Source organism: Humidesulfovibrio mexicanus, from assembly GCF_900188225.1.
Classification (GTDB): Bacteria; Desulfobacterota; Desulfovibrionia; order Desulfovibrionales; family Desulfovibrionaceae; genus Humidesulfovibrio; species Humidesulfovibrio mexicanus.
Map to the genome: position 1 here is coordinate 51,253 of NZ_FZOC01000006.1, position 20,394 is coordinate 71,646.

Here is a 20,394-nt window from a genome sequence, read left to right on the forward strand (position 1 = left end):
GGCGCGCAGCCCCCCGGCGGGGGAGCAGGGGCAGCGCCCCTGATTCACTCCTGAAACGCTGGCCCCCGGCTCATTTCGTCCCGAACAGACGCCCCGGAACGCAGGCTGCCACGGACTCAGGCCCGGCTTGAGCCACAGCCATGGTCCCCCGCCCTGCTGCCAGTGCACCGTTGCCGCCAGACGCAACACACAAAAGGGCCCGCGCATCGTCCCGGTAAGGAAACGCTGCGCGGGCCCGTGTGCGGGAAGGCGTAAAAGGATCTAGGCTTGGCCGTAGGCCGTGGACTGGCGCGCCTCGGCCTTGCGGGCCTTGTACATGCTGCCCAGGATGATCACCGCGCCCAAGAGCAGCGCGGCGCACATGATGAGGAAGCTGGCCTGGTCCATGAACTCCACCCGCTCCGGGGCGATTTCCATGAGGCCGAGTTGCGCAAGGTACTTGGGCACGGCCAGCGCGCGGGAAACGGCGACGATGAGCATGATGGAGCCCATGACCACCTTGATCATGGATTCGCGCACCAGGGTGGTGCCGATGGCTCCCAGTTGCACGCCCAGCAGGGAGCCGGCCAGGATGATGAGAGTGAGGCGGATGTCCACCATGCCGTGCATGGCCCAATTGATGGTGCCGCACAGGCCCATGGCGAAGGCGATGACCAATTCCGATGCAGAGGCCACCAAGCCGCCCACGCCCATGACGTAGATCATTCCCGGAACCCCGATGAAACCGCCCACGGCGATGGTGGCGGCCAACATGCCTGTGGCGAAACCCACGGGAACCGTGAACCAGAAGGAGATGCGCACGCCGGCGGTCTTGAAGGTCATCATGGGCCAGAGATTGATCTTTTGCAGCCTGAGCGCCAGCGATCCCGCCTTGTCCGCCTCGTCGCTTTTGCCGCTAGTCATGGCGTCATAAAACACGTAGCCGCCCACAATGACCAGCACGGCCACGAAGGACAGGCTCACGTACAGGTTCGAGCCCGCCTGGCCCCAGGACTCCAAAATGGCGTTCTGTACCTTGATGCCCACCTGGACGCCCACGCCCGCGCTGGCGGCCATGACAAGCCCCAGCTTCACGTCCACTTGGCCGTAGCGGAAGCGCTTGATGGCCCCGACAAGGGCTTTGGGGAACTTGTGGCACATGTTGCTGGCCACGGCCACCGTGCCGGGAACGCCCAGGCTCATCATGCCCGGGGTGAGCACAAAGGCCCCGCCGGAACCGATGAATCCGCTCACCAGGCCGCCTATGAAGCCGACGATGAACAGGAAGGCGATGGAAGACGCGGACAGGTCGATGAACTTGAGCGTATCAAGGGCGACATCCATGGTGTAACTCCTTTGGGGCGGCGCGCTAGGCGTTCAGGGTTGCGCGCGCTTCGGGGCGCTTGGTCTTCGCGGGCTGAGCGGTCTTCACGGCCTTTGCCGGGCTCTTGGCGGTAATGCCGAGCGCGCTCCACAGATTGCTGGCGAATCCGCCATGCACGTACGAAACCAGAAACACGGTGGCGATGGGCAGTGCGGCGTACATGCCCCCACGGGAAAACAACTCCGTAACGGCGTTGGCGTGCTGAAACACCGCGGCATACAGCGCCGCTGTGGCCGCGCCAAAGCCGATCATCCGCACCACGGCCTGCTTTTTGGTCACTTCCTGAGCCATGAAAACCTCCATTCCTTCATTTGTTTGGCGGCGTGCCGCCGAAATTTCCGCCCGTACCGTCTTTTTCGTGCGCCTAGCAGCGGAAGGAGAATTCGGGCACAAGAAGCGCCGCCTGCCGCCGCTCGCACTCCAGCCGGTCGGTAATGACGAACTCCACCCGCCGCAGCTCAATGCTCACGGCGTTGAGCACTTCGTCGCGTCCGCCCAGGCGGATCATGTGGGCGCAGGCCACCCCGCGCCGCGCCGCCTGCTCCATCAGCAGCTCCGCTCCGGTCCTCGCGGCGGCCTCGAAGGCGTCTTGTCCGCCGCGGCCAGGACTCCCCACGCTCAACAGCACCAAATCGAAGCCCAGGCGCTCGGCCAGGTTCACGCTGTATTCAGCCAGGGGCTGGGGCACCCCCCCGCTTTGCGCCAGCACCAGAATCTTGCGGTGCTCCGCATGAAACTCTCCCAAAATCTGGCGGGCCAAGTCCCCTTCCCCGGCCTCGGCCATGGAAAGAGCGGTTCCGTAGGCCTCGAAGGCTTCGCGCCACGCGCCGCGCTGAACCAGCGAGAAACGCGGCGGCAGGGGCGGTGTATTGGTCTGCTGACGCTTGGGCACGGTGGTCCTCGGTGCTAGGCGTTGAGGCCAGGACGGCGGCGCTGACCCTGCCCCTTGACCTTTGCCTTGGCTTCCGCGGCACGTTTGACCCCGCGTGCCACTTCCTGGGCTTCGTCGCGCAGGCCGCGCTCGCCGAAGGCGGCGGCGGCGAAGGTCGTCTCCATCATGTCGCGCAGGCTGTTCATGGCTGTCTCCATGGTTGGCGTTTGTGTTGGCCCGGTTATTTCAAGGCTCATGCCCAGAGGCTTCGTGGACACATCCAGTTGGAATTTCAGACTTTATATTGCCGCAGAAAGGCAAAATGCGGCCAAGACCACGTTGCGAAATGCAACACCATGCTCCTAAAAAGCGGAAAAAGTATGTTAAATCAGTAAAATAAAGTAATTCAACAGCAAGGGCGCAAGACGTTGCAAAGTGCAACAGACCACCGTTGCCAGAGCAAACGGAGCCAGCCGTTTTGACAACAGCGACAGGGCCAGCGTATGCGGATCACACGAAGAAAACCGGCCGCAGGCCATACACGGCGGGCACGCCGGATGCGAAGGGAGCGAACATGATCTTCTTCAAGCGAAGCGACGAGGAGAACCCGGCCCCGGCCAAACCCCAGGAGCTGGAAGAACTTCGCGGACGAGCCAAGACGCTGAGCCTGCCGGAGCACATCGCCGCCATTGTGGACAAGGAGCTGGAAAAACTCTCCCGCACCGACCCTTCCGTGGCCGAGCACGCCATTGGCCAGGGCTACGTGGACTGGCTGTGCGCCCTTCCCTGGAACGCCTCCACGGAGGACAGCCTGGATTTCGCCAGGGTGGAGCGCATCCTTTCCGGCAGCCATGCGGGCCTTTTCCACGTGAAGGAACGGCTGCTGGAGTTTTTGGCCGGGCGCACGCTGGCTGCGGGCGCGCCTCCCCACGTGCTGGTGGTGGACGACGAGGAGATCGCCCGCATGAACCTGGAGCATGTGCTGAAAAAGGAGGGCTACGCCGTACGCACGGCGGCCAACGGCCAGGAGGCGCTGGACCTGGTGCGCCAGTGGAGTTTCGACCTCATCGTCACCGACCTCAAGATGGACAAAATGGACGGCATGACGCTCTTGTCCGAGGCCGGAAAGCTCTCCCCCGCGACGCAGATCGTCATCGTCACCGGCTACGCGACGGTGCAGTCGGCCGTGCAGGCCATGCGCACCGGCGCGGCCCACTATCTCACCAAGCCCATCAGCCTGGACGAGCTGAGGCAGACCGTGCGCGAACTGCTTGGCGGCAGAAAGGCTCTGGTCCCCTCACGCGGGCCGGTGCTGTGCTTCACGGGGCCGCCGGGCACGGGCAAGACCAGCATCGGCATGGCCATTGCGGAGGCGCTGGGCCGCACATTCCACCGCATGTCCATGGCCGGCCTGCGCGACGAAGCCGAGCTCCGGGGGCACCGGCGCACCTACGTGGGCGCCATGCCGGGCAAGATCATCCAGGCCATGCGGCGGCTGGGGGTCAACAACCCCGTGCTCATGCTCGACGAGATCGACAAGGTCGGCCAAGACTTCCGGGGCGATCCCGGCGCGGCCTTCCTGGAGATTCTGGACCCGGAGCAAAACCGCCAATTCCTGGACCTCTACATCGACGCGCCCTTCGACCTCTCTCAGGTAATGTTCATCGCCACGGCCAACGACCTTTCCAAGCTCGACGCCCCGCTGCGCGACAGGCTGGAGATCGTCAACTTCCCCGGCTACACCGAGGCCGAAAAACTGGCCATCGCCACACGACATCTCATTCCCCGCCAGTGCGCCGAGCATGGCCTGGTCCACCCGCTGCCGGAATTCGCGCCAGAGGCCGTGCGCGGCATCATCCGCGACTACACCAACGAGGCCGGAGTGCGCGGACTGGATCGGGAGATCGGCGCGGTGTGCCGCAAGCTCGCGCGCATAGCCCTGGCCGATGGCGGCGCCCGGTACCCGTCACGGGTGGACACGGCCCTGGCCACAAGCCTGCTGGGGCCGCGGCGTTTCACCCACTCGGCCGCGCAGGAGCATGTACGCCCCGGCGTGGTCCACGGTTTGGTTTGGAGCGATGCGGGCGGCGAAATCGTGCTGGTGGAGGCCGCGAGCATGAAAGGCGCGGGCCAGCTCATCCTCACGGGATCGCTGGGCGAGGTGCTCAAGGAATCCGCCCAGACGGCCCTGTCCTACATCCGCGGCAACGCCGAGGCCTTCGGGCTCGACCCGGACTTCTTCGCGGCCATGGACCTGCACATCCACATCCCTGCGGGGGCCATCCCCAAGGACGGCCCCTCGGCGGGGATCACCATCCTCATGGCGCTGCTCTCGCTTTTGACCGGCCGCCGCGCCCGACCCGGCGTGGCCCTGACCGGAGAAATGTCGCTGGGCGGAATGCTGCTGCCGGTTTCCGGCGTGCGCGAAAAAATCCTGGCCGCCCTGCGCGGCGGCGTGGACACCGTGTGCCTGCCCGAGGGCAACCGCCCCGAAGTGGAGGCCCTGGAACCGGAGCTGCACTCCGCCATCAGGCTGGTGCTGGCCCGGGAAGCCTCGGAACTAGCGGACGTGGTGCTGCAGACCCCGAAAGCCACGACCGAACCAACCGCATAGCCTGCATCCGGGTTGACGCCCGTTTCCCGCAGGGAATATGCAGGTGCGGCCGCCACGCCGCCGCCCGTGCACGACCACAGGAACATGAGGAACGCCAGTGCCTGATCCCAGATCAATCTTCCACCTCAATATCCGCCGCCGCATTCTGTTGGGAATGCTGCTCTCGGTGCTCGCGGTCGGGCTCATCGGCACCGTCTCCTACCACTCGCTGGCGCAAATAGAACGCAAGATGGGCTTCATCGAGGTCATCGACGACCTCGGCAACACCATTCTTGAGATCCGGCGCTACGAGAAGAACTATATGCTCTACGAGCACGAGGAGGACTACCAGGCCAGCCGCGAATACGCGGGCAAGGCGCGTGGCATCCTGGTCAAGCTGGAGGGCAACGCCGCTGAATTCGGCTTGGCCCAGGAGCACAGCGCCCTCAAGCGCGCCCTGACCATGTACGAGAACCTTTCGGAAAAACTGGAGCCGGGACGCCCGCAGATCAGCCCGGCGGACGGGGACAAGCTGCGCGACACCGGCAAGCAGATGGTGGACCTCTCCCAAATGCTGGTGGCGCACGAGCGCGCAAGAATGCTCACCATCGTCCAGTCCCTCAAGCGGCAGCTGTTCCTCTCGGTGTTGGCCTTTCTGGGCCTGGGCGGCGGCTTTCTGCTGGTGTTGGGGCAAAAGACCATCGCCGCCCTCAAAAGCATAGAGGAAGCCACGCGCGAGGTGGCGCGGGGAGGCTTCGCCCCCCTGGCCGCGCCGGACACCGACGACGAGGTGAGCCGCGTGATGGACGCTTTCAACCACATGACCGCAGAGTTGAAAAAACGACAGGACCAGTTGGTGCGGGAAAAGAAGCTGTCCTCCATCGGCGTGCTGACCAGTGGCGTTGCCCACCAGCTGAACAACCCGCTCAACAACATCAGCACCTCCTGCCAAATCCTCATGGAAGAGGGCGGCGAGGCCGACCCCGCGTTCGCGGCCAAGCTTCTCAAGAATATCGACGGCGAGGTGGCGCGGGCCCGAGACATCGTCAAGGGGCTGCTTGAATTCTCCCGCGCCAAGGAATTCGAACGCAAGCCGACAAAACTCGCCGAAGTGGTGGCGAGGTCGGCCCGGCTTGTGTCGAGCCAAGTGCCCGCCGGGGTGGAGCTTGTGCAGCGTGTGCCCGAGGATTTGCTTCTGGCCATGGACGCCCAGCGTATGCAGGAGGTGTTCATCAACCTGTTCATCAACGCCCTGCAGGCAATCAAGGGGGGAGCCGGCCGCATTGAGGTGGAAGCTCGCCGCGAAACAGATTCGGGCCAGGCGGTCATCACCGTGTCCGACACGGGCGAGGGCATCGCCCCGGAGGACGCCACACGCATTTTCGATCCTTTCTTCACCACCAAGGAGGTGGGCAAGGGCACGGGCCTCGGACTGTCCATCGTCTTCGGCATCGTGGAGCAGCATCAAGGGGAAATCTGCGTGGAGAGCGAGCCGGGCTGCGGCGCGCGCTTCGTCATCCGCCTTCCGCTCGGCGCCGAAACCGGCCAAGCCGTTGAAAAGGGCTTCGCGTGAACGCGGGCCGCGTGCTTGTGGTGGACGACGAGGAGATCGCCCGCGAGAATCTGGCCCACGCACTGGCGCGCGCCGGATACGAGGCGCAAGCCGTGGGCGACGCCAGAACCGCCCTGGCGGAGCTGGCCCGCAAGCCCTACGAACTGCTGCTGACCGACCTCAAGCTGGGCGACCGGAGCGATGCCGACGGCATCGGCCTCATGGAACGGGCCCGCAAGCTGCACCCGGCCCTGGAGGTGGTGGTCATGACCGGCTACGCCACCATTCCCGGCGCCGTGGACGCAATGAACCGGGGCGCATTCTCCTATCTGGCCAAACCGCTGAACCTGGACGAGGTGCGCGCCCTGGCCGCCAAGGCCATTGAAAAAAGCCGCCTGCGCCAGGAGGTGCAGGAGCTGCGCCAGCGCCTGCGCGACCGCAACGCCCCGCCCCTGCTTGTGGGCAAAAGCCCGGCCATGGCCGCGCTGCTGAAGACCATCGCCCGCGTGGCCCCCACGGCGTCCACCGTGCTGCTGCTGGGCGAAACCGGCACAGGCAAGGAGCTTGTGGCCCGCACCGTCCACCAGCAGAGCCAACGCGCCGCAAGACGCTTCCTGGCCGTCAACTGCGGGGCCTTCAGCGAGGAACTGCTCGCGGGGGAGCTCTTTGGCCACGAAAAGGGGGCCTACACCGGCGCAACGGAACGCAAGGCGGGGCTTTTCGAGGCCGCCGACGGCGGCACCCTCTTTCTGGACGAGGTGGGAGAGATGACCCCGGCCATGCAGGTGCGCCTGTTGCGCGTGCTGCAAGAGCGCAAGCTCATGCGCGTGGGCGGCACGGCCGACATCCCGGTGGACGTGCGCGTCATCGCCGCCACCAACAAGGATCTCGCCGTGGAGGCCGAGGCAGGCACCTTCCGCCTGGACCTTTTCTACCGCCTCAACGTCATCACCCTGCGCCTGCCCGCCCTGGGCGAGCGGCGCGAGGACATTCCGCTTCTGTCCAGGCACTTTCTCGTCAAGTACTCCGACGCCTTGGGACGCGAAGTGCGCGAACTCTCGCCCGAGGCCCTGGCCCTGCTTCTGGCCTACCCGTTCCCCGGAAACATCCGGGAGCTGGAAAACCTCATGGAGCGCGCCGTGGTGCTCTGCGATGGCGGCGTGGTGGAGCCCGCCCACCTGCCGCCGGACCTGCGGCAAGGCCAGTCCCAGCTCAGAACCACGCGCCACGGCGGGCTGGCCACCCTGGAGGAAAACGAACGCCAGCACATGCTCTGGGTGCTGGAGCAGTGCGAGGGCAACAAGACCCGCGCCGCCGAAGTGCTCGGCATCGACCGGGCCTCGCTGTGGCGCAAGCTCAAGCGCGCCGGTCTGTCATGAGGCCAGCGTAAGGGCTGGACGCCGCCCGGCCCGTCCCGTTCGGGAAGGGTTCTGGCGAAAGAGGATACGGTCTAGGGAGCGGCGGCGGCTCCAGATGCTGTACCCAAGACGCTCCCGTTTCTGGGGGCCATGCTCACGGCGTGATTCCCGCGGGCTCTGGCCCGCTGGATTTGCGCCGCGTGCGCAGGGGCTCCGGGGGGCGCGCAGCCCCCCGGCGGGGGAGCAGGGGCAGCGCCCCTGATTCACTCCTGAAACGCTGGCCCCCGGCTCATTTCGTCCCGAACAGACGCCCCAGCCCGGCCAGGGCGTCGCGCGCGTCGGCCGGGGCCAGATTCATGGCGCGCACCAGGGACGCCCCGCCCGAATCCATGTCCAGGATGGTCATTCCGCAATAGTCCTGTCCCAGGCGGAACAGGGAATCGAGCCGCAGGCCCAGCGCGCGGCACAGGGCGGCGCGGATGACCCCGCCGTGGGCCACCACCAGGTGCAGGCCCGGCCCCTGGGCGGCGATGGCGGTCAAGGCGTTCCAGAAGCGTTCTTGCGCCTGCAGAAAACTTTCCCCGCCCGTGGGCGCGACATGGGCCAGGTCAGCCCCGCGCCGCTCATGCTCGCCCGGAAACCGCTCGCGCACCTCCTGCACGGTGAGGCCCTCCCAGGCGCCGAGGTGGATTTCGCGCAGGCCGGGCAACGGCGTGGCCTGAAGCGCCGTGCCCGAGAGCGCCAGGGCGGCGGTGTCGCGGCAGCGGGACAGGTCCGAGCAGCACGCCGAGGCCAGAGGCGCGGCGGCCAGAAGATCGGCCCACGCCAAGGCCTGTGCGCGGCCATGCTCCGTAAGCGGCAGGTCCCGCTGGCCCACGAAGCGCGAGGGGCTCTGCTGCACAATCTGCCCGTGGCGCAAGAGCAGCAGGCTCACGGCTGCTCCGGCACGCCGGGAACGATGCGGTGCAGAGGCGCTCCCGCCGCAGCCTCGATGCGCCGCGCCATGTCCAGGGCATTGCCCAGTCTGCGGCGAATGGCCGCGCAGGCCTCCGGGTCCTGGGCGTAGCGGTCGAGCTTTTCCTGAAAGCGCGCGCTGATGCTGACCGGCGTCGCGCCCCGCACGAGCTTGTCCGCCAGGTACACCAACTCCCGCTCGGCAATGCGCGGCGCTGCGTCCGGCGCAATATCGCGGTGGACCTCCACAATGCGCGCAACCCGGCCAAAGCCGAGGGAATCCAGCAGGGCCGCGCCCGCGGCCTCGTGCCGGGGCCGGCCCTTGGCGATGTCGTGCACAAGCGCGGCGGATTCCACCAGTTCCAGATCCAGCGCCACGCCCGTGGCGGCCAGCGCCCCGGCCATGGCCAGGGCCGCATCGGCCACGCCGCGCCCGTGGCCCAGGCCGCGTCCGCAGGTGTCGTACAGACGCAGCAGGGCCTCGGCCTCGACCGGGGTGGGGATGTCCCGCCTGGCCAGCAGCAGCCGGGCCGTGTCCAGGTCGGCCGGGGTGTCGATGTCGAAATGGATGCAGCCGTCGGCCACGGGCACATCCTCCGCGCCGTGGCTGGCCTCCAGGCGCTCCAGCGCGCCGCGCAGCCCGCCGGGGCCGGTCCAGGCCAGAATATCCGGCAGATGCGCGGCGCGAATGAGGGGCGGATGCCCGCGCAGCCCGGCGAAGAACGGATGCAGCACGGCCGGGGATGATGCCGAGGCTGACGCGGCGAAGCGGTCCAGCAGCAGGCGCAGGGTGTGCGGCCGCACAAGGGGGATGTCCACGGGCAGGACGAACAGGGCGTCCGGCGGCATGGCGGCGGCACTGGTCAGGTGGCGCAGCCCGGCCGCAACCGAGGTGAACATGCCGCGTTCGTAGTCCGGATTGGCCACGCCGCGAATGCCCAGGCGCGCGGCCTCGGCCAGGGTTTCCTCCGCGCAGTGCCCGGCCACGGCCAGCACGTCCGCCACCCCAGCCTGGCGGAACAGGTCCGCCACACGGGCCAGCAGACTGAGTCCTCCGATCTTCTCCAGGGGCTTGAACGCGCCCAAACGCGAGGACAGCCCCGCTGCGAGGATGAGCGCGGCGGCGCGGACGGGATGCGGGCGGGCGTGGGGGGACATGGGGGCGCTCCTTGGGCCAGCAGGCCATCCAAACTGTAGCCCTGCTTCCGATCCTGCACAATGCCCGCGGGAAACCCCTTTCCCGGCACCATAGCCGCCGGGCTGTTTTGTATCAACCTTTTCTATTTTTCAAATAGCTTGTCTCGCTAGATGAGTCGTGCTACTGCACCGTGGTCTCACGTTTTTTCTTCAGCATGGAAGGGGACTTTAACAAAACGGAGGGGTCGGGAATGGCAAACGTTTTCGCCGGGCGCGGGGGCATCATCGCCGCTGGCGGCATCATCGGGCTGGTCGCCGCGTTGTTGCAGTACGCGGGCAATCCGGCCAACATGGGCATCTGCGTGGCCTGCTTCGTGCGCGACATCGCGGGCGGTCTGGGCCTGCACCGCGCCGGGGTGGTGCAGTACCTGCGGCCGGAGATTCCGGGTTTCGTGCTGGGCTCCTTCGCCGCGGCGCTGGCCACGGGCGAGTTCCGCGCCCGTTCCGGCTCGGCCCCGGCCACGCGCTTCTTCCTGGGCATGAGCGCCATGGCCGGAGCGCTGGTGTTCCTGGGCTGCCCCTGGCGCGCGCTGCTGCGCCTGGCCGGCGGCGACGGCAACGCCATCCTGGGCCTGCTTGGCCTGTGCGCCGGGGTGTACGCGGGCACGCGCTTCTTCCGCGCCGGGTACTCCTTGAGCCGCTCCCAGTCGCAGCCCTGGTCCGCCGGAGCCATGCTCGCCCTGGCCGCCGTGGCCCTGCTGGCCGCGCGCCTGCTGCTCATGCCCGACGCCGAAACCGGAAGCCTGGGCTGGGTCTGGGCCTCGGTGAAAGGCCCCGGCGCGGCGCGCGCCCCGTTCTTGATCTCCCTGGGCGCGGGCCTGCTCATCGGCGTGCTGGCGCAGCGCAGCCGCTTCTGCACCATGGGCTCCCTGCGCGACGTGTTCCTTTTCCGCCAGACGCACCTGTTCACCGGCGTTTTGGCCTTCCTGGCAGTGGCCTTCGCGGCCAACCTGGTCCTTGGGCAGTTCAAGCCCGGCTTCGAGGGCCAGCCCGTGGCGCACACCGCCGGGCTGTGGAACTTCCTGGGCATGGCGGTGTCCGGCCTGGCCTTCGCCCTGGCCGGCGGCTGCCCCGGCCGCCAGCTCATCCTCTCCGGCGAGGGCGACGGCGACGCGGCCGTGTTCGTGCTGGGGATGCTCACCGGCGCTGGCCTGGCGCACAACTTCGGCTGGGCCAGCTCGCCCGCCGGGCTTGGCCCCAACGGCATGGCCGCCACCTTCGGCGCGCTGGCCTTCTGCCTGTTGGTGGGCTTCATGAACCGCAAAACGGCATAAGAGGAGGCGCAACATGGCCGAGAACGTGAAGATCGTGGACGCGCGCGGGCTTTCCTGCCCGCAGCCCGTGCTTGCGGCAGGGGACGAGATGGACGCCATGGCCTCCGGCCGCATCGAGGTGCTCACCGACTGCGGCGCGAGCCCGGAAAACGTGGGCCGCGCCGCCAGGGCCAAGGGCTGGCGGCTGGTGTCCACCACGGATGAGGCCGGCGCGGTGCGCCAGGTGTTCGAAAAACCGTGAGGCTGCCCTTCGGCCTGGGCCGCACGCCCAAGGCCACCGGCGCGGGCCATGGCCCCGATCGCTCCCGCGGGGTCATGGCCTTCGCCCACACGGCGGAGGTCATCCGCGCCGAGGCCGCCCTCAAGGCCGCGGGCTTTGCGGTGCGCGTCATGGGTCCGCCGCCGGATATGCGCACCGGCTGCGACATGGTGGTGGAGTTCGAACTGGTGCGCGAACTGGCGGCCAGGCGCTCGCTGGAGGCGGAAGGACTGAGCCCGCTGGCCGTGGCCCCTGTCCGCGCCGGAATGCTTGAGCCGGTGTCGTTGTTCCAGACGGTGGACTTCGGGCCCTGGCTCATGGTGCGCGCGGCCAACATGAAGATCACCGTGGACCGGCGCAGCCGCGTCATCGTCAACGTGTCCGGCGGGGGCTGCCCAGACGTGCCCGCCCTGGCGGAGCTCATGGTGGGGCGCACCCTGGACGAGGCCCCGCCCCCGCGCGAACACGGCCAGACGCTGTGCTCCTACGCACTGGAGCTGGCCTTCCAGGAAGCGGTTCGGCTGCTGCCGCCAGAGGGGGAACACCCGTGAGCGGCCCCTGGCTCATTGTTGGCACCGTGCCGGACAACGGCTTCGGCCTGGCGCTGGGGCCGTGCCAATGGGACGGGGCCGCACTCGCCGTGGACGGCCTTTGCGCCCCGGTGCGCCGCGGCACCCCGGCGCTGCTGGCCGCATGCTGCCAGGCCTGCCAGGCCCTGGGCGCGCCGCTGCCGCTGGCCCTGCTTGCGGGAGACGCCGGAAGCGGCCAGGGCAGCGCGCTGGCCTACGAACGCCTTGAGCGCGAGCTGGCCGCCCTGGTCCCGCGCGGGCTCACCTTCCACTATCTGTTCCCGGACTTGGCCGGGCACGACCGGGTGCTGCTCTCCGCCCTGGCCCTGCCGGAGCGCCCGCTCCTCATGGCCGATGCGGGCTTCATGTACGCGGCCAAGGCCAGCGGCCAGGCGGCCGAGTACGACCTGTTCACGCCCGATGCGGGCGAGCTGGCCTTCCTGGCCGACGAGCTGGCCCCGCACCCCTTCTACACGCGGGGATTCCTTGGCGGCGCGGACGCCTCCGCCCTGGAGCTGGCGCGCCGCGCCTGGGACACCGGCGGTGCGGCCCGGCACCTCCTGGTCAAGGGGGCCAGCGACCAGGTCATATGCGCAGGCAAGGTGCTGGCGCGCATCGACGGGCCGGACACGCCCGCCATGGAGGCCATCGGCGGCACCGGCGACACCCTTGCGGGCATGGCCTCCGCCCTGCTCATGGCAAACATCCCCCTGCCCGAGGCCTGCGCCCTGGCGGCCAGGGCCAACCGCCTGCTGGGCGCGCTGGCGCGGCCCACCCCTGCGACCTCCGTGGCCGAACTGATGCCGCACATCCCGGAGGCCCTGCGCCTGGCCCGGCAGGAATAGACGCGGCTACCTTCCCGACTTCCGGCGCACGGTCACGCTCTCGCCGCCAATGCCCCAGTTGTCCGTGTCCACCTCGTCGATGACGACGACCGTGGTGGCCGGGTTCTTGCCCAGGGTGTCGCGCAAGAGCTCGGTGACGCCGCGGATGAGCGCGGCCTTTTGCTCCGCGCTTGCGCCCTCGCGGGTGATCCTGATGTTGACGTAGGGCATGGGGGCTCCTCCAACTGCGCCAGATGGCTGACGGTTTGCTGTTTTGACAACGGTGTTTGCGGAAGGTATATTCCCCGCCTTTCCGAACCTCAACCAGCAAGGCCAGGCAATGAGCGCCATCCAGAAGATCAAGGGCTTCGCCGATCTCTTTCCCGAGGACTCCCGCGCCTTCACCCGCATGGAGGACGCCGCGCGCGACATCTTCGGCCGCTACGGCTTCGGCGAGCTGCGCATCCCCGTGCTCGAACGCACGGAGCTCTTCGCCAAGGGCATCGGCGAGGACACGGACGTTGTGGGCAAAGAGATGTACACCTTCACCGACCGGGGCGGACGCTCCCTGACCATGCGCCCGGAGGCCACGGCCGGTGCCCTGCGCGCGGCCATAGAGGCGGGAGCGGTGGAGCCGGGCAAAGCCACGCGCCTGTACGCCTTCGGCCCCATGTTCCGCTACGAGCGCCCGCAGAAAGGCCGGATGCGCCAGTTCCACCAGATCGACGCCGAGCTTCTGGGCAGCCCGGAGCCGCACGCCGACGTGGAAGTCATCCTCATGCTGCGCGACTACCTGGAGGAGCTGGGCATCGGCGAGCTGGCCTTCGAGCTGAACTCGCTCGGCTGCCGCAACTGCCGCCCGGACTACCGCGCCGCCCTCACCGCCTATTTCGAGAAGCTCGACGCGCAGCAGCTTTGCGAGGACTGCCGCAGAAGGATGCATACCAACCCCCTGCGCGTGCTGGACTGCAAAGTTCCCGGCTGCAAGGCCCTGGTGGCCGATGCGCCGGCCATCGGCCAGCACCTCTGCGGCGACTGCCGCAGCCACTTCGACGCCGTGCTCCGCCTGCTGGACAGCTCTGGCCTCGCCTATGCGCTGAACCCCCGCCTGGTGCGCGGGCTGGACTACTACCAGCGCACCACCTTCGAGGTCACCAGCGGGGCCATCGGCGCGCAGACCGCCGTGGCCGGAGGCGGCCGCTACGACGGCCTGGTGCAGCTCTTGGGCGGGCCGGACGCGCCCGGCGTGGGCTTCGCCTGCGGCATGGAGCGCCTGGCCATGCTCATGGAAAAGCCCGAGGCCAAGCGCCCGGACTTCTTTTTGGCCGTCACCGATGCGCGCGAGGGCGGCGGGGCCGTGGACGCGGCCGTGCTGCTGGCGCACAAGCTCCGGGCCCGGCAGCTTGTGGGCGAGTGCGACTACTCCGCGGGCAGCATGAAAAGCCGCCTGCGCCACGCCGGCCGCATCAAGGCGAGAAAGTGCTACATCATCGGACCCGAGGAGTTCGACTCCGGCACGGTCACCATCAAGGACATGGACGGCGGCGGCCAGATCCAGATCGAAAGGGCCGCCTTCGACTAGCCGCACCGGCCCCCACAGCGAAACCGCGCCGCAGACCGGCGGCGACATTGTCCCCAATAAGGAACAGCCAATGACCGAGCAGAGCATCACCCAAGGCGAGGAACGCGACTACGACGAGTACCGGGTCATCCAGGACCTGGGAGGCTGGCGGCGCAGCCACACCTGCAACCAGCTCACCGCCGCCGACATCGGCAGCGAGGTCACCCTCATGGGCTGGGTGCAGTTCCGCCGCGACCACGGCGGCCTCATCTTCATCGACCTGCGCGACAGAGAAGGCCTGACCCAATGCGTGTTCAGCCCCGAGGTGGCCCCGGAGGCCCACGAACGCGCCCACGCCATCCGCGTGGAGTACGTGGTGGCCTTGAAGGGCGTGGTGCGTGCCCGGCCCGAGGGCATGGCCAACCCCGGCATGGCCACCGGCGAGGTGGAAATCTACGCCAACGAATGGAAGCTCCTCAACACCTCCGACACGCCGCCCTTCCCCATCGAGGACCGGGTGGACGCGGCCGAGATGCTGCGCCTGAAATACCGTTATCTGGACCTGCGCCGTCCGCGCCTGGCCAAGAACTTCATCCTGCGCAACAAGGCCGCCCAAGCCGCGCGCCGCTATCTGGACTCCCTGGGCTTTCTCGAAATCGAGACGCCCGTGCTCACCAAGTCCACCCCGGAGGGCGCGCGCGACTTTTTGGTGCCCAGCCGCCTGTCCCAGGGCATGTTCTACGCCCTGCCGCAGAGCCCGCAGATTTTCAAGCAGCTCTTGATGGTGGCCGGGCTCGACCGCTACTTCCAGATCGTCAAGTGCTTCCGCGACGAAGACTTGCGCGCCGACAGACAACCCGAATTCACCCAGATCGACATCGAGATGAGCTTCCCGGACGAGGAGCAGATCATGGGCATGGCCGAGGGGCTGGTGCGCACGCTCTTCAAGGAGACCATCGGCGCGGCGCTGCCCGAGGCCTTCCCGCGCATGACCTACAGGCAGGCCATGGACGAATACGGCTCGGACAAGCCGGACATCCGTTTCGAGCTCAAGCTGGTGGACGTGAAGGACATCTTCGCGGGCGGCGGCTTCAAGGTCTTCGCGGCCGCGCCCTGCCTGAAGGCCCTGCGCGTGGCGGGTGGGCTGGAGCTCTCCCGCAAGGAGATCGACGACTACACCGAGTTCGTCAAGATCTACGGCGCGCAGGGGCTGGCCTGGATCAAGGTCAAGGAGGACGGCGAGTGGCAGTCGCCCATCGTCAAGTTCTTCTCCGAGGATGAAAAGAAGGCCCTGGCCGAGCGCCTGGGAATGCAGAACGGCGACATCGTGTTCTTCCAGGCCGCGCCCGAAGACGTGGCCAACGCGGCGCTGGGCAACCTGCGCCTGAAACTGGGCGAGCGCTTCGGCCTCATCGACGAAAAGGCCTTCGCCCCGCTTTGGGTGACGGACTTCCCCCTGCTGGAATACGACCCCGAGGACAAGCGCTGGGTGGCCAAGCACCACCCCTTCACCTCGCCCCAGCCGGGCCAGATGGAGACCATCGCCAGCGATCCGGGCGGGGCCCTGGCGCGCGCCTACGACCTGGTGCTGAACGGCTCCGAGATCGGCGGCGGCTCCATCCGCATCCACACCCCGGCCGCGCAGAAAGCCATGTTCCAGGCCCTGGGCATCGGCGACGAGGAGGCCGAGGAGAAGTTCGGCTTCCTCATCGAGGCCCTGAAATTCGGCGCGCCCCCGCACGGAGGCATTGCCTTCGGCCTGGACCGCATTATCATGATCCTCACCGGGGCCAAGAGCATCCGCGACGTCATCGCCTTCCCCAAGACCCAGAAGGCCACCTGCCTGATGACCGAGGCCCCCAACGTCGTGGGCAAAAAGCAGCTGCGCGAGCTGGGCATACAGCTCAGGGAAAAGCCTGCGGAAGCCCCGGCAGAGCAGCAAAAGAGCGAGGCGTAGATGGCCAAGCTGCCCATCGTCACCTATCCCCATCCGGTGCTGTCCCGCGTGGCCGACCCCGTGGCCGAGATCACGCCCGAGATCAGCCAGTTCATCGCCGACATGCTGGAAACCATGTACGAAGGCGACGGGGTGGGCCTTGCCGCGCCCCAGGTGAACAAGAGCCTGCGCATCATCACCCTGGACGAGACCGGCCCCAAGGAGCGCAAGAAGCCCATGGTGCTGGTGAACCCGGTGTTCGTCACGCGGGAGGGCCAGCGCGATTCCGAGGAGTCCTGCCTGTCGCTGCCGACCTTCTCGTGCAAGCTCAAACGCTATGAGCGCGTCGCCGTGCGCGGGCTGAACGAAAAGGGCGAAGAGGTGGAAGTGGCGGGCGAGGGCCTGCTGGCCATCATCCTGCAGCACGAGATCGACCACCTGGACGGCAGGACGCTGCTGGACCACGCCAGCCGCCTCAAGCGCACCATGTACGAAACCAAGGTCAAGAAATGGCGCAAGGACTAAACGGCCTGGAATCCTACGAGGACAACCTCGTGCCGGAATCCGCGCCGGAGTTCCCCGTGCCCTCGCCGCCGCTCAAGGTGGTGTTCATGGGCACGCCGGACTTCGCCGCCGCCAGCCTGAACGCGCTTTTGGCCTGGCCCGGCGCCACGGTGGTCTGCGCGTACACCCAGCCCGACCGCCCCTGCGGACGCGGCCAGGAGTGCAAGCCCTCGCCCGTAAAGCTGGCCGCGCAGGCCGCGGGCATAGAGGTGCGCCAGCCCCTGAACTTCAAGGCCCAGGCCGATGTGGACGCCCTGCGGGCGCTCTCCTTCGACGTGCTGGCCGTGGCGGCCTACGGGCTCATTCTGCCGCAAAGCGTTCTGGACGCGCCCAGGCTCATGCCCATGAACGTGCACGCCTCGCTGCTGCCGCGCTGGCGCGGGGCCGCGCCCATCCAGCGCTGCCTGGAGGCGGGCGACCTGGTGACGGGCATCACCATCATGAAAATGGAGCTCGGCCTCGACTCCGGGCCCATCCTGCTCCAGCGCGCCCTGCGCATCGCCGAGGCCGACCACGCGGGAACCCTGCACGACGAGCTGGCGCAGCTTGGCGCGGATGCCCTCATCGAGGCCCTCTCGCGCCTGCCCCTGGGACGGCTCATGCTGCTGCCCCAGGACGAAACGCGCGTGACCCACGCGGCCAAGCTCACCAAGGACGAGGGCCGCATCGACTGGGGTCGCGAGGCCCAAGCCGTGCACAACCACATCCGCGCCATGCACCCCTGGCCCGGCGCATTCTTCGACTGGGAGCAGGCACCGGGCAAGACCCTGCGCCTGTCCATCGAGCCGGGGAGCATCGGCGGGGAGGTTCCGGCCGGAACCAAACCGGGGAGCATCCTGGGCGTCGTGGCGGGCAGGCTCGCCATCGCCTGCGCGGACAGACTGTACCTGACCCCGCGCATCACCCCCCGGGGCAAGAAACCGCAGGACGCCCAGGCCTTCGCCTGCGGCTACCTCAAAACCTGCCAGGGCTAGCGCCCCACAGGCCGCCAGGGGGACGCGTGGACGGCGCCATCGGCACCCGCAAACGCCTGTTCGTAGGGCTCATCTGCAGCACCTGCGCCCTGGTGTGCGCCTTTCTGGTGCTGTTGTGGGTGGTGCCCTATGTGGGCCTCACCAACATCCACCCGGCCGCGCCCTGGGTGCTGGGCGCGGTGGTGGGCCTGCTGCTGTTGCTGGTGGTCTGGGCCTGCCTGGGCCTGCTGCTCAGCATCGCCATAAAGCGGCCCCTGCCCCTGGTGGGCCGCGTGCGCGGGGTGACGGTCAAGCTGCTTTTGCCCCTCATGAGCTTACTCGGCCGCAGCCTCGGCTTCTCCAAGGAGGACATCCACACCTCCTTCATCAAGGTGAACAACGAACTCGTCCTGCGCGAGCTGGGCCGCTTCGAGCCCTCGCGCATCCTGTTGCTCATGCCGCACTGCCTGCAGAACAGCCGCTGCGACATGCGCCTCACCTACGACATCGACAACTGCCGCCGCTGCGGCCTGTGCCCCATCTCCGGGCTCATCGACCTGCGCGACCGCTACGGCGTGCACCTGGCCATCGCCACCGGCGGCACCATCGCCCGGCGCATCGTGGTGCAGAAGCGCCCGGCCATCATCATCGCCGTGGCCTGCTACCGCGACCTGTCCTCCGGCATCCAGGACACCTACCCCCTGCCGGTCTTTGGCGTGCTGAACGAACGGCCCAACGGCCCCTGCCTGGACACCACCGTGCCCCTGGACCGCCTGGAGGCCGCGCTCAAGCGCTTCTTGATACCGGGCTAATTTCCGCCCGGCCCCTTGCGTCGTCGCCAGCGTATACGTATGTTGCAACAATGCTGGACCGCACCCTCACCGACGCCCCGCCGCACGACTGTTTCCGCCGCTTCGGCGACCGCACCAGCTCCCTGGCGACCCTTGGCGCACAGTTCGAGACGCGCCGCGTCCAGGGGCGGCAAGGACTGGTCCGGGTCGTGACGCTTCCCGCCGCGCTGGTGGCGGCCAGCGAGCCCCTGGCCGCAACGGAGGACCGCGCCGCAATGCTGGCGGAGCTGGCGCGCGAAGCGGCCTTTGAGGGCAGGCGGCTGGCGGCCCTGCCCCTGGGCCAGGACCTGGCGGACCAACTGCGCGGCCTGGGCTTCCACGTCTGGCAGATCGGCAGCGAGCCGGTGTTCCGCCTGGCCGAGTACTTCGCGCCCGGGCAGGATCCCTACGCCCGGCACAGGGTGGCGCAGGCCCTGGCGCGGCGCGGGGCCGAGGTCTCGGAGCTGGAGCTCTCCGCCCTGCCGAAGCCCGAAATCCAGACCCTGCGCACGGAGATGGACGAGGTGGCCGCGCTGTGGCTGGCGCAAAAATGCTGCCTGCCCCTGGGCTTTCTGGCCCGGGTGGAGCCCTTTGCCCAGCAGGAGTCCAAGCGCTACTTCCTGCTGCGCGTGCGCGGGCGGCTGCAGGGCTTCATCGCCGCCGCGCCGGTGTGCCGACAAGGCCGCGTGCTGGCCTATTACTTCCAGGACATGCCCCGCAGGCCGGACGCCAGGGCCGGGGCCGGGGAACTGCTGCTCATCGAGACCATGCGCCTGCTGGCCGCGGAGGGCGTGGCCGAGGCGCGGCTGGGCATGGCCCCGCTGGCGCGCATCGCGCCGCAGGCGCCGGGCTCGCGCCTGCTCTCCCTGCTCCATCGCCGCTGGACCTGGGGCTACGACTTCCGCTCCCTGGCGGAGTTCAAGGACAAGTTCTCGCCCACGGCCTGGGAGCCGCTCTTCCTCGCCTCCACCTGCCCCAGGCTGTGCACGGCCCTTCGCGACGCCCTGCGCGCCCACTTCCCGCAAGGCCTGCTCCGCCCCTTCCTGCATCTGGCCGCCGCCAGCGGAGGGGTGGAGCTTGCGCCCAAGGCCCTGCCCGTGCTGGCCCATCCGCCAGCGGAGATCATCCCCGGCAGTCCGGCGGAACTGCTGCGCCGCACCTGGCTTACCTGCCTGCTGGCGCCGCTGTTCATGGGCCTGCACCTGGCCCGGCTTGCCTGGCCGCCCCTGGACGCCCTGTACCACGCCTCGGGCTACGTGCCCGGCGCGGTCACCTGGCAGGGCGTGCTGCTGGGGCCGCTGTTCCACAACCACTGGCTGCATCTGCTGGGCGACCAGCTCTCCTTTCTGCTTTTCGGGGCCGTCATCGAGGCCCTGCTTGGCCTGCGGCCCTACCTGCTGCTTCTGGCCGCCGGGCTCTGGCTCTCCAACCCCCTCACCCACGCCCTGTGCTGGGCGCTGCTCAGCTGGTCCGCCCCGCAGGCCTGGGCCGCCACCCTGGCCGAGGTGGACTACGGCTCCAGCAACGCCGTATTCGCCATGGCCGGGGCCCTGGCCGCCCTGCTCCGCCAGTGGCGGTCCATCCTGCTGCCCTTCGCCCTGTACGGGCTGTTCATCTGCTTCGCCCGGCACAGCTGGCTGGCCCTGCACCACCTGCTGACCCTGGGCCTGGGCTTCGCGGCCCTGCGCTGGTGGATGTGGCGGAGGGCCCGGAAAAACGCGAAAGGCTAACCGCGC

General features: G+C 68.3%; 20 protein-coding genes. 13 read left to right on the forward strand and 7 right to left on the reverse strand.

Annotated elements, in window-relative coordinates:
* Window positions 1–261: 261 nt before the first annotated feature.
* The 4 genes from CHB73_RS12520 to CHB73_RS16535 all read right to left on the reverse strand — a co-directional run bounded on the left by CHB73_RS12520 (window position 262) and on the right by CHB73_RS16535 (window position 2,440).
* Window positions 262–1,323 carry a sulfite exporter TauE/SafE family protein gene (locus tag CHB73_RS12520; RefSeq protein ID WP_089274940.1) on the reverse strand — a complete coding sequence of 354 codons (1,062 nt, stop codon included), beginning with the start codon at window positions 1,321–1,323 and terminating at the stop codon, window positions 262–264.
* A 25-nt stretch (window positions 1,324–1,348) separates the two neighbouring features.
* Entirely contained in the window at window positions 1,349–1,654 is a 306-nt protein-coding gene (locus tag CHB73_RS12525; RefSeq protein ID WP_089275074.1) for a hypothetical protein, read from the reverse strand.
* A 73-nt stretch (window positions 1,655–1,727) separates the two neighbouring features.
* Entirely contained in the window at window positions 1,728–2,255 is a 528-nt protein-coding gene (locus CHB73_RS12530; RefSeq protein ID WP_089274941.1) for a hypothetical protein, read from the reverse strand.
* Between the two features lie 14 nt (window positions 2,256–2,269).
* Window positions 2,270–2,440, reverse strand: a complete 171-nt coding sequence (locus CHB73_RS16535; protein ID WP_179217037.1) for a hypothetical protein — start codon at window positions 2,438–2,440, stop codon at window positions 2,270–2,272.
* Window positions 2,441–2,808: 368 nt separating this feature from the next.
* Here CHB73_RS16535 and CHB73_RS12535 point away from each other — a divergent pair, with 368 nt between their 5' ends.
* The 3 genes from CHB73_RS12535 to CHB73_RS12545 all read left to right on the forward strand — a co-directional run bounded on the left by CHB73_RS12535 (window position 2,809) and on the right by CHB73_RS12545 (window position 7,758).
* Window positions 2,809–4,848, forward strand: a complete 2,040-nt coding sequence (locus CHB73_RS12535; protein WP_089274942.1) for a S16 family serine protease — start codon at window positions 2,809–2,811, stop codon at window positions 4,846–4,848.
* A 97-nt stretch (window positions 4,849–4,945) separates the two neighbouring features.
* Window positions 4,946–6,400 (forward strand): sensor histidine kinase, encoded by a 1,455-nt coding sequence (locus CHB73_RS12540; RefSeq protein WP_235641599.1) that lies wholly within the window; start codon window positions 4,946–4,948, stop codon window positions 6,398–6,400.
* Entirely contained in the window at window positions 6,397–7,758 is a 1,362-nt protein-coding gene (locus CHB73_RS12545; protein ID WP_089274943.1) for a sigma-54-dependent transcriptional regulator, read from the forward strand. Before CHB73_RS12540 ends, CHB73_RS12545 begins: the two co-directional genes overlap by 4 nt.
* A gap of 268 nt (window positions 7,759–8,026) precedes the next feature.
* Here the strand turns inward: CHB73_RS12545 and CHB73_RS12550 are convergent, their stop codons facing one another.
* Both CHB73_RS12550 and CHB73_RS12555 read right to left on the reverse strand, forming a co-directional pair.
* Window positions 8,027–8,671, reverse strand: coding sequence for a histidine phosphatase family protein (locus CHB73_RS12550; RefSeq protein ID WP_089274944.1), 645 nt, complete (start codon window positions 8,669–8,671; stop codon window positions 8,027–8,029).
* Window positions 8,668–9,849 carry a DVU_1551 family NTP transferase gene (locus tag CHB73_RS12555; RefSeq protein ID WP_089274945.1) on the reverse strand — a complete coding sequence of 394 codons (1,182 nt, stop codon included), beginning with the start codon at window positions 9,847–9,849 and terminating at the stop codon, window positions 8,668–8,670. The genes CHB73_RS12550 and CHB73_RS12555 overlap by 4 nt, the downstream gene beginning before the upstream one ends.
* Before the next feature lie 230 nt (window positions 9,850–10,079).
* On the opposite strand from CHB73_RS12555, the gene yedE reads away from it, so the two are divergent.
* The 4 genes from yedE to CHB73_RS12575 are packed head-to-tail and all read left to right on the forward strand — an operon-like array spanning window position 10,080 to window position 12,835.
* Entirely contained in the window at window positions 10,080–11,162 is a 1,083-nt protein-coding gene (gene yedE / locus CHB73_RS12560; protein WP_089274946.1) for a YedE family putative selenium transporter, read from the forward strand.
* Between the two features lie 13 nt (window positions 11,163–11,175).
* Window positions 11,176–11,403, forward strand: coding sequence for a sulfurtransferase TusA family protein (locus CHB73_RS12565; protein WP_089274947.1), 228 nt, complete (start codon window positions 11,176–11,178; stop codon window positions 11,401–11,403).
* On the forward strand, window positions 11,400–11,972 hold the full coding sequence (locus CHB73_RS12570; protein ID WP_327438387.1) for a DUF3343 domain-containing protein: 573 nt from the start codon (window positions 11,400–11,402) through the stop codon (window positions 11,970–11,972). The genes CHB73_RS12565 and CHB73_RS12570 overlap by 4 nt, the downstream gene beginning before the upstream one ends.
* Window positions 11,969–12,835, forward strand: a complete 867-nt coding sequence (locus tag CHB73_RS12575; RefSeq protein ID WP_089274948.1) for an NAD(P)H-hydrate dehydratase — start codon at window positions 11,969–11,971, stop codon at window positions 12,833–12,835. Before CHB73_RS12570 ends, CHB73_RS12575 begins: the two co-directional genes overlap by 4 nt.
* Before the next feature lie 6 nt (window positions 12,836–12,841).
* Here the strand turns inward: CHB73_RS12575 and CHB73_RS12580 are convergent, their stop codons facing one another.
* On the reverse strand, window positions 12,842–13,045 hold the full coding sequence (locus CHB73_RS12580) for a 2-hydroxymuconate tautomerase family protein (protein ID WP_089274949.1): 204 nt from the start codon (window positions 13,043–13,045) through the stop codon (window positions 12,842–12,844).
* A 109-nt stretch (window positions 13,046–13,154) separates the two neighbouring features.
* Between CHB73_RS12580 and hisS the strand changes: the two genes are divergently transcribed.
* The 6 genes from hisS (at window position 13,155) to CHB73_RS12610 (ending at window position 20,388) form a co-directional block, all read left to right on the forward strand.
* Window positions 13,155–14,396: a histidine--tRNA ligase gene (gene hisS / locus CHB73_RS12585; RefSeq protein WP_089274950.1), complete on the forward strand. Its 1,242-nt coding sequence runs from the start codon at window positions 13,155–13,157 to the stop codon at window positions 14,394–14,396.
* A 70-nt stretch (window positions 14,397–14,466) separates the two neighbouring features.
* Window positions 14,467–16,332 carry an aspartate--tRNA ligase gene (gene aspS, locus CHB73_RS12590; protein WP_089274951.1) on the forward strand — a complete coding sequence of 622 codons (1,866 nt, stop codon included), beginning with the start codon at window positions 14,467–14,469 and terminating at the stop codon, window positions 16,330–16,332.
* Window positions 16,333–16,836, forward strand: coding sequence for a peptide deformylase (def, locus tag CHB73_RS12595; RefSeq protein ID WP_089274952.1), 504 nt, complete (start codon window positions 16,333–16,335; stop codon window positions 16,834–16,836).
* On the forward strand, window positions 16,821–17,849 hold the full coding sequence (gene fmt, locus CHB73_RS12600; RefSeq protein WP_089274953.1) for a methionyl-tRNA formyltransferase: 1,029 nt from the start codon (window positions 16,821–16,823) through the stop codon (window positions 17,847–17,849). The genes def and fmt overlap by 16 nt, the downstream gene beginning before the upstream one ends.
* 26 nt (window positions 17,850–17,875) lie before the next feature.
* Entirely contained in the window at window positions 17,876–18,640 is a 765-nt protein-coding gene (locus tag CHB73_RS12605; protein WP_089274954.1) for a DUF116 domain-containing protein, read from the forward strand.
* 50 nt (window positions 18,641–18,690) lie between these two features.
* Window positions 18,691–20,388 (forward strand): DUF2156 domain-containing protein, encoded by a 1,698-nt coding sequence (locus CHB73_RS12610; RefSeq protein ID WP_089274955.1) that lies wholly within the window; start codon window positions 18,691–18,693, stop codon window positions 20,386–20,388.
* Window positions 20,389–20,394: the final 6 nt, after the last annotated feature.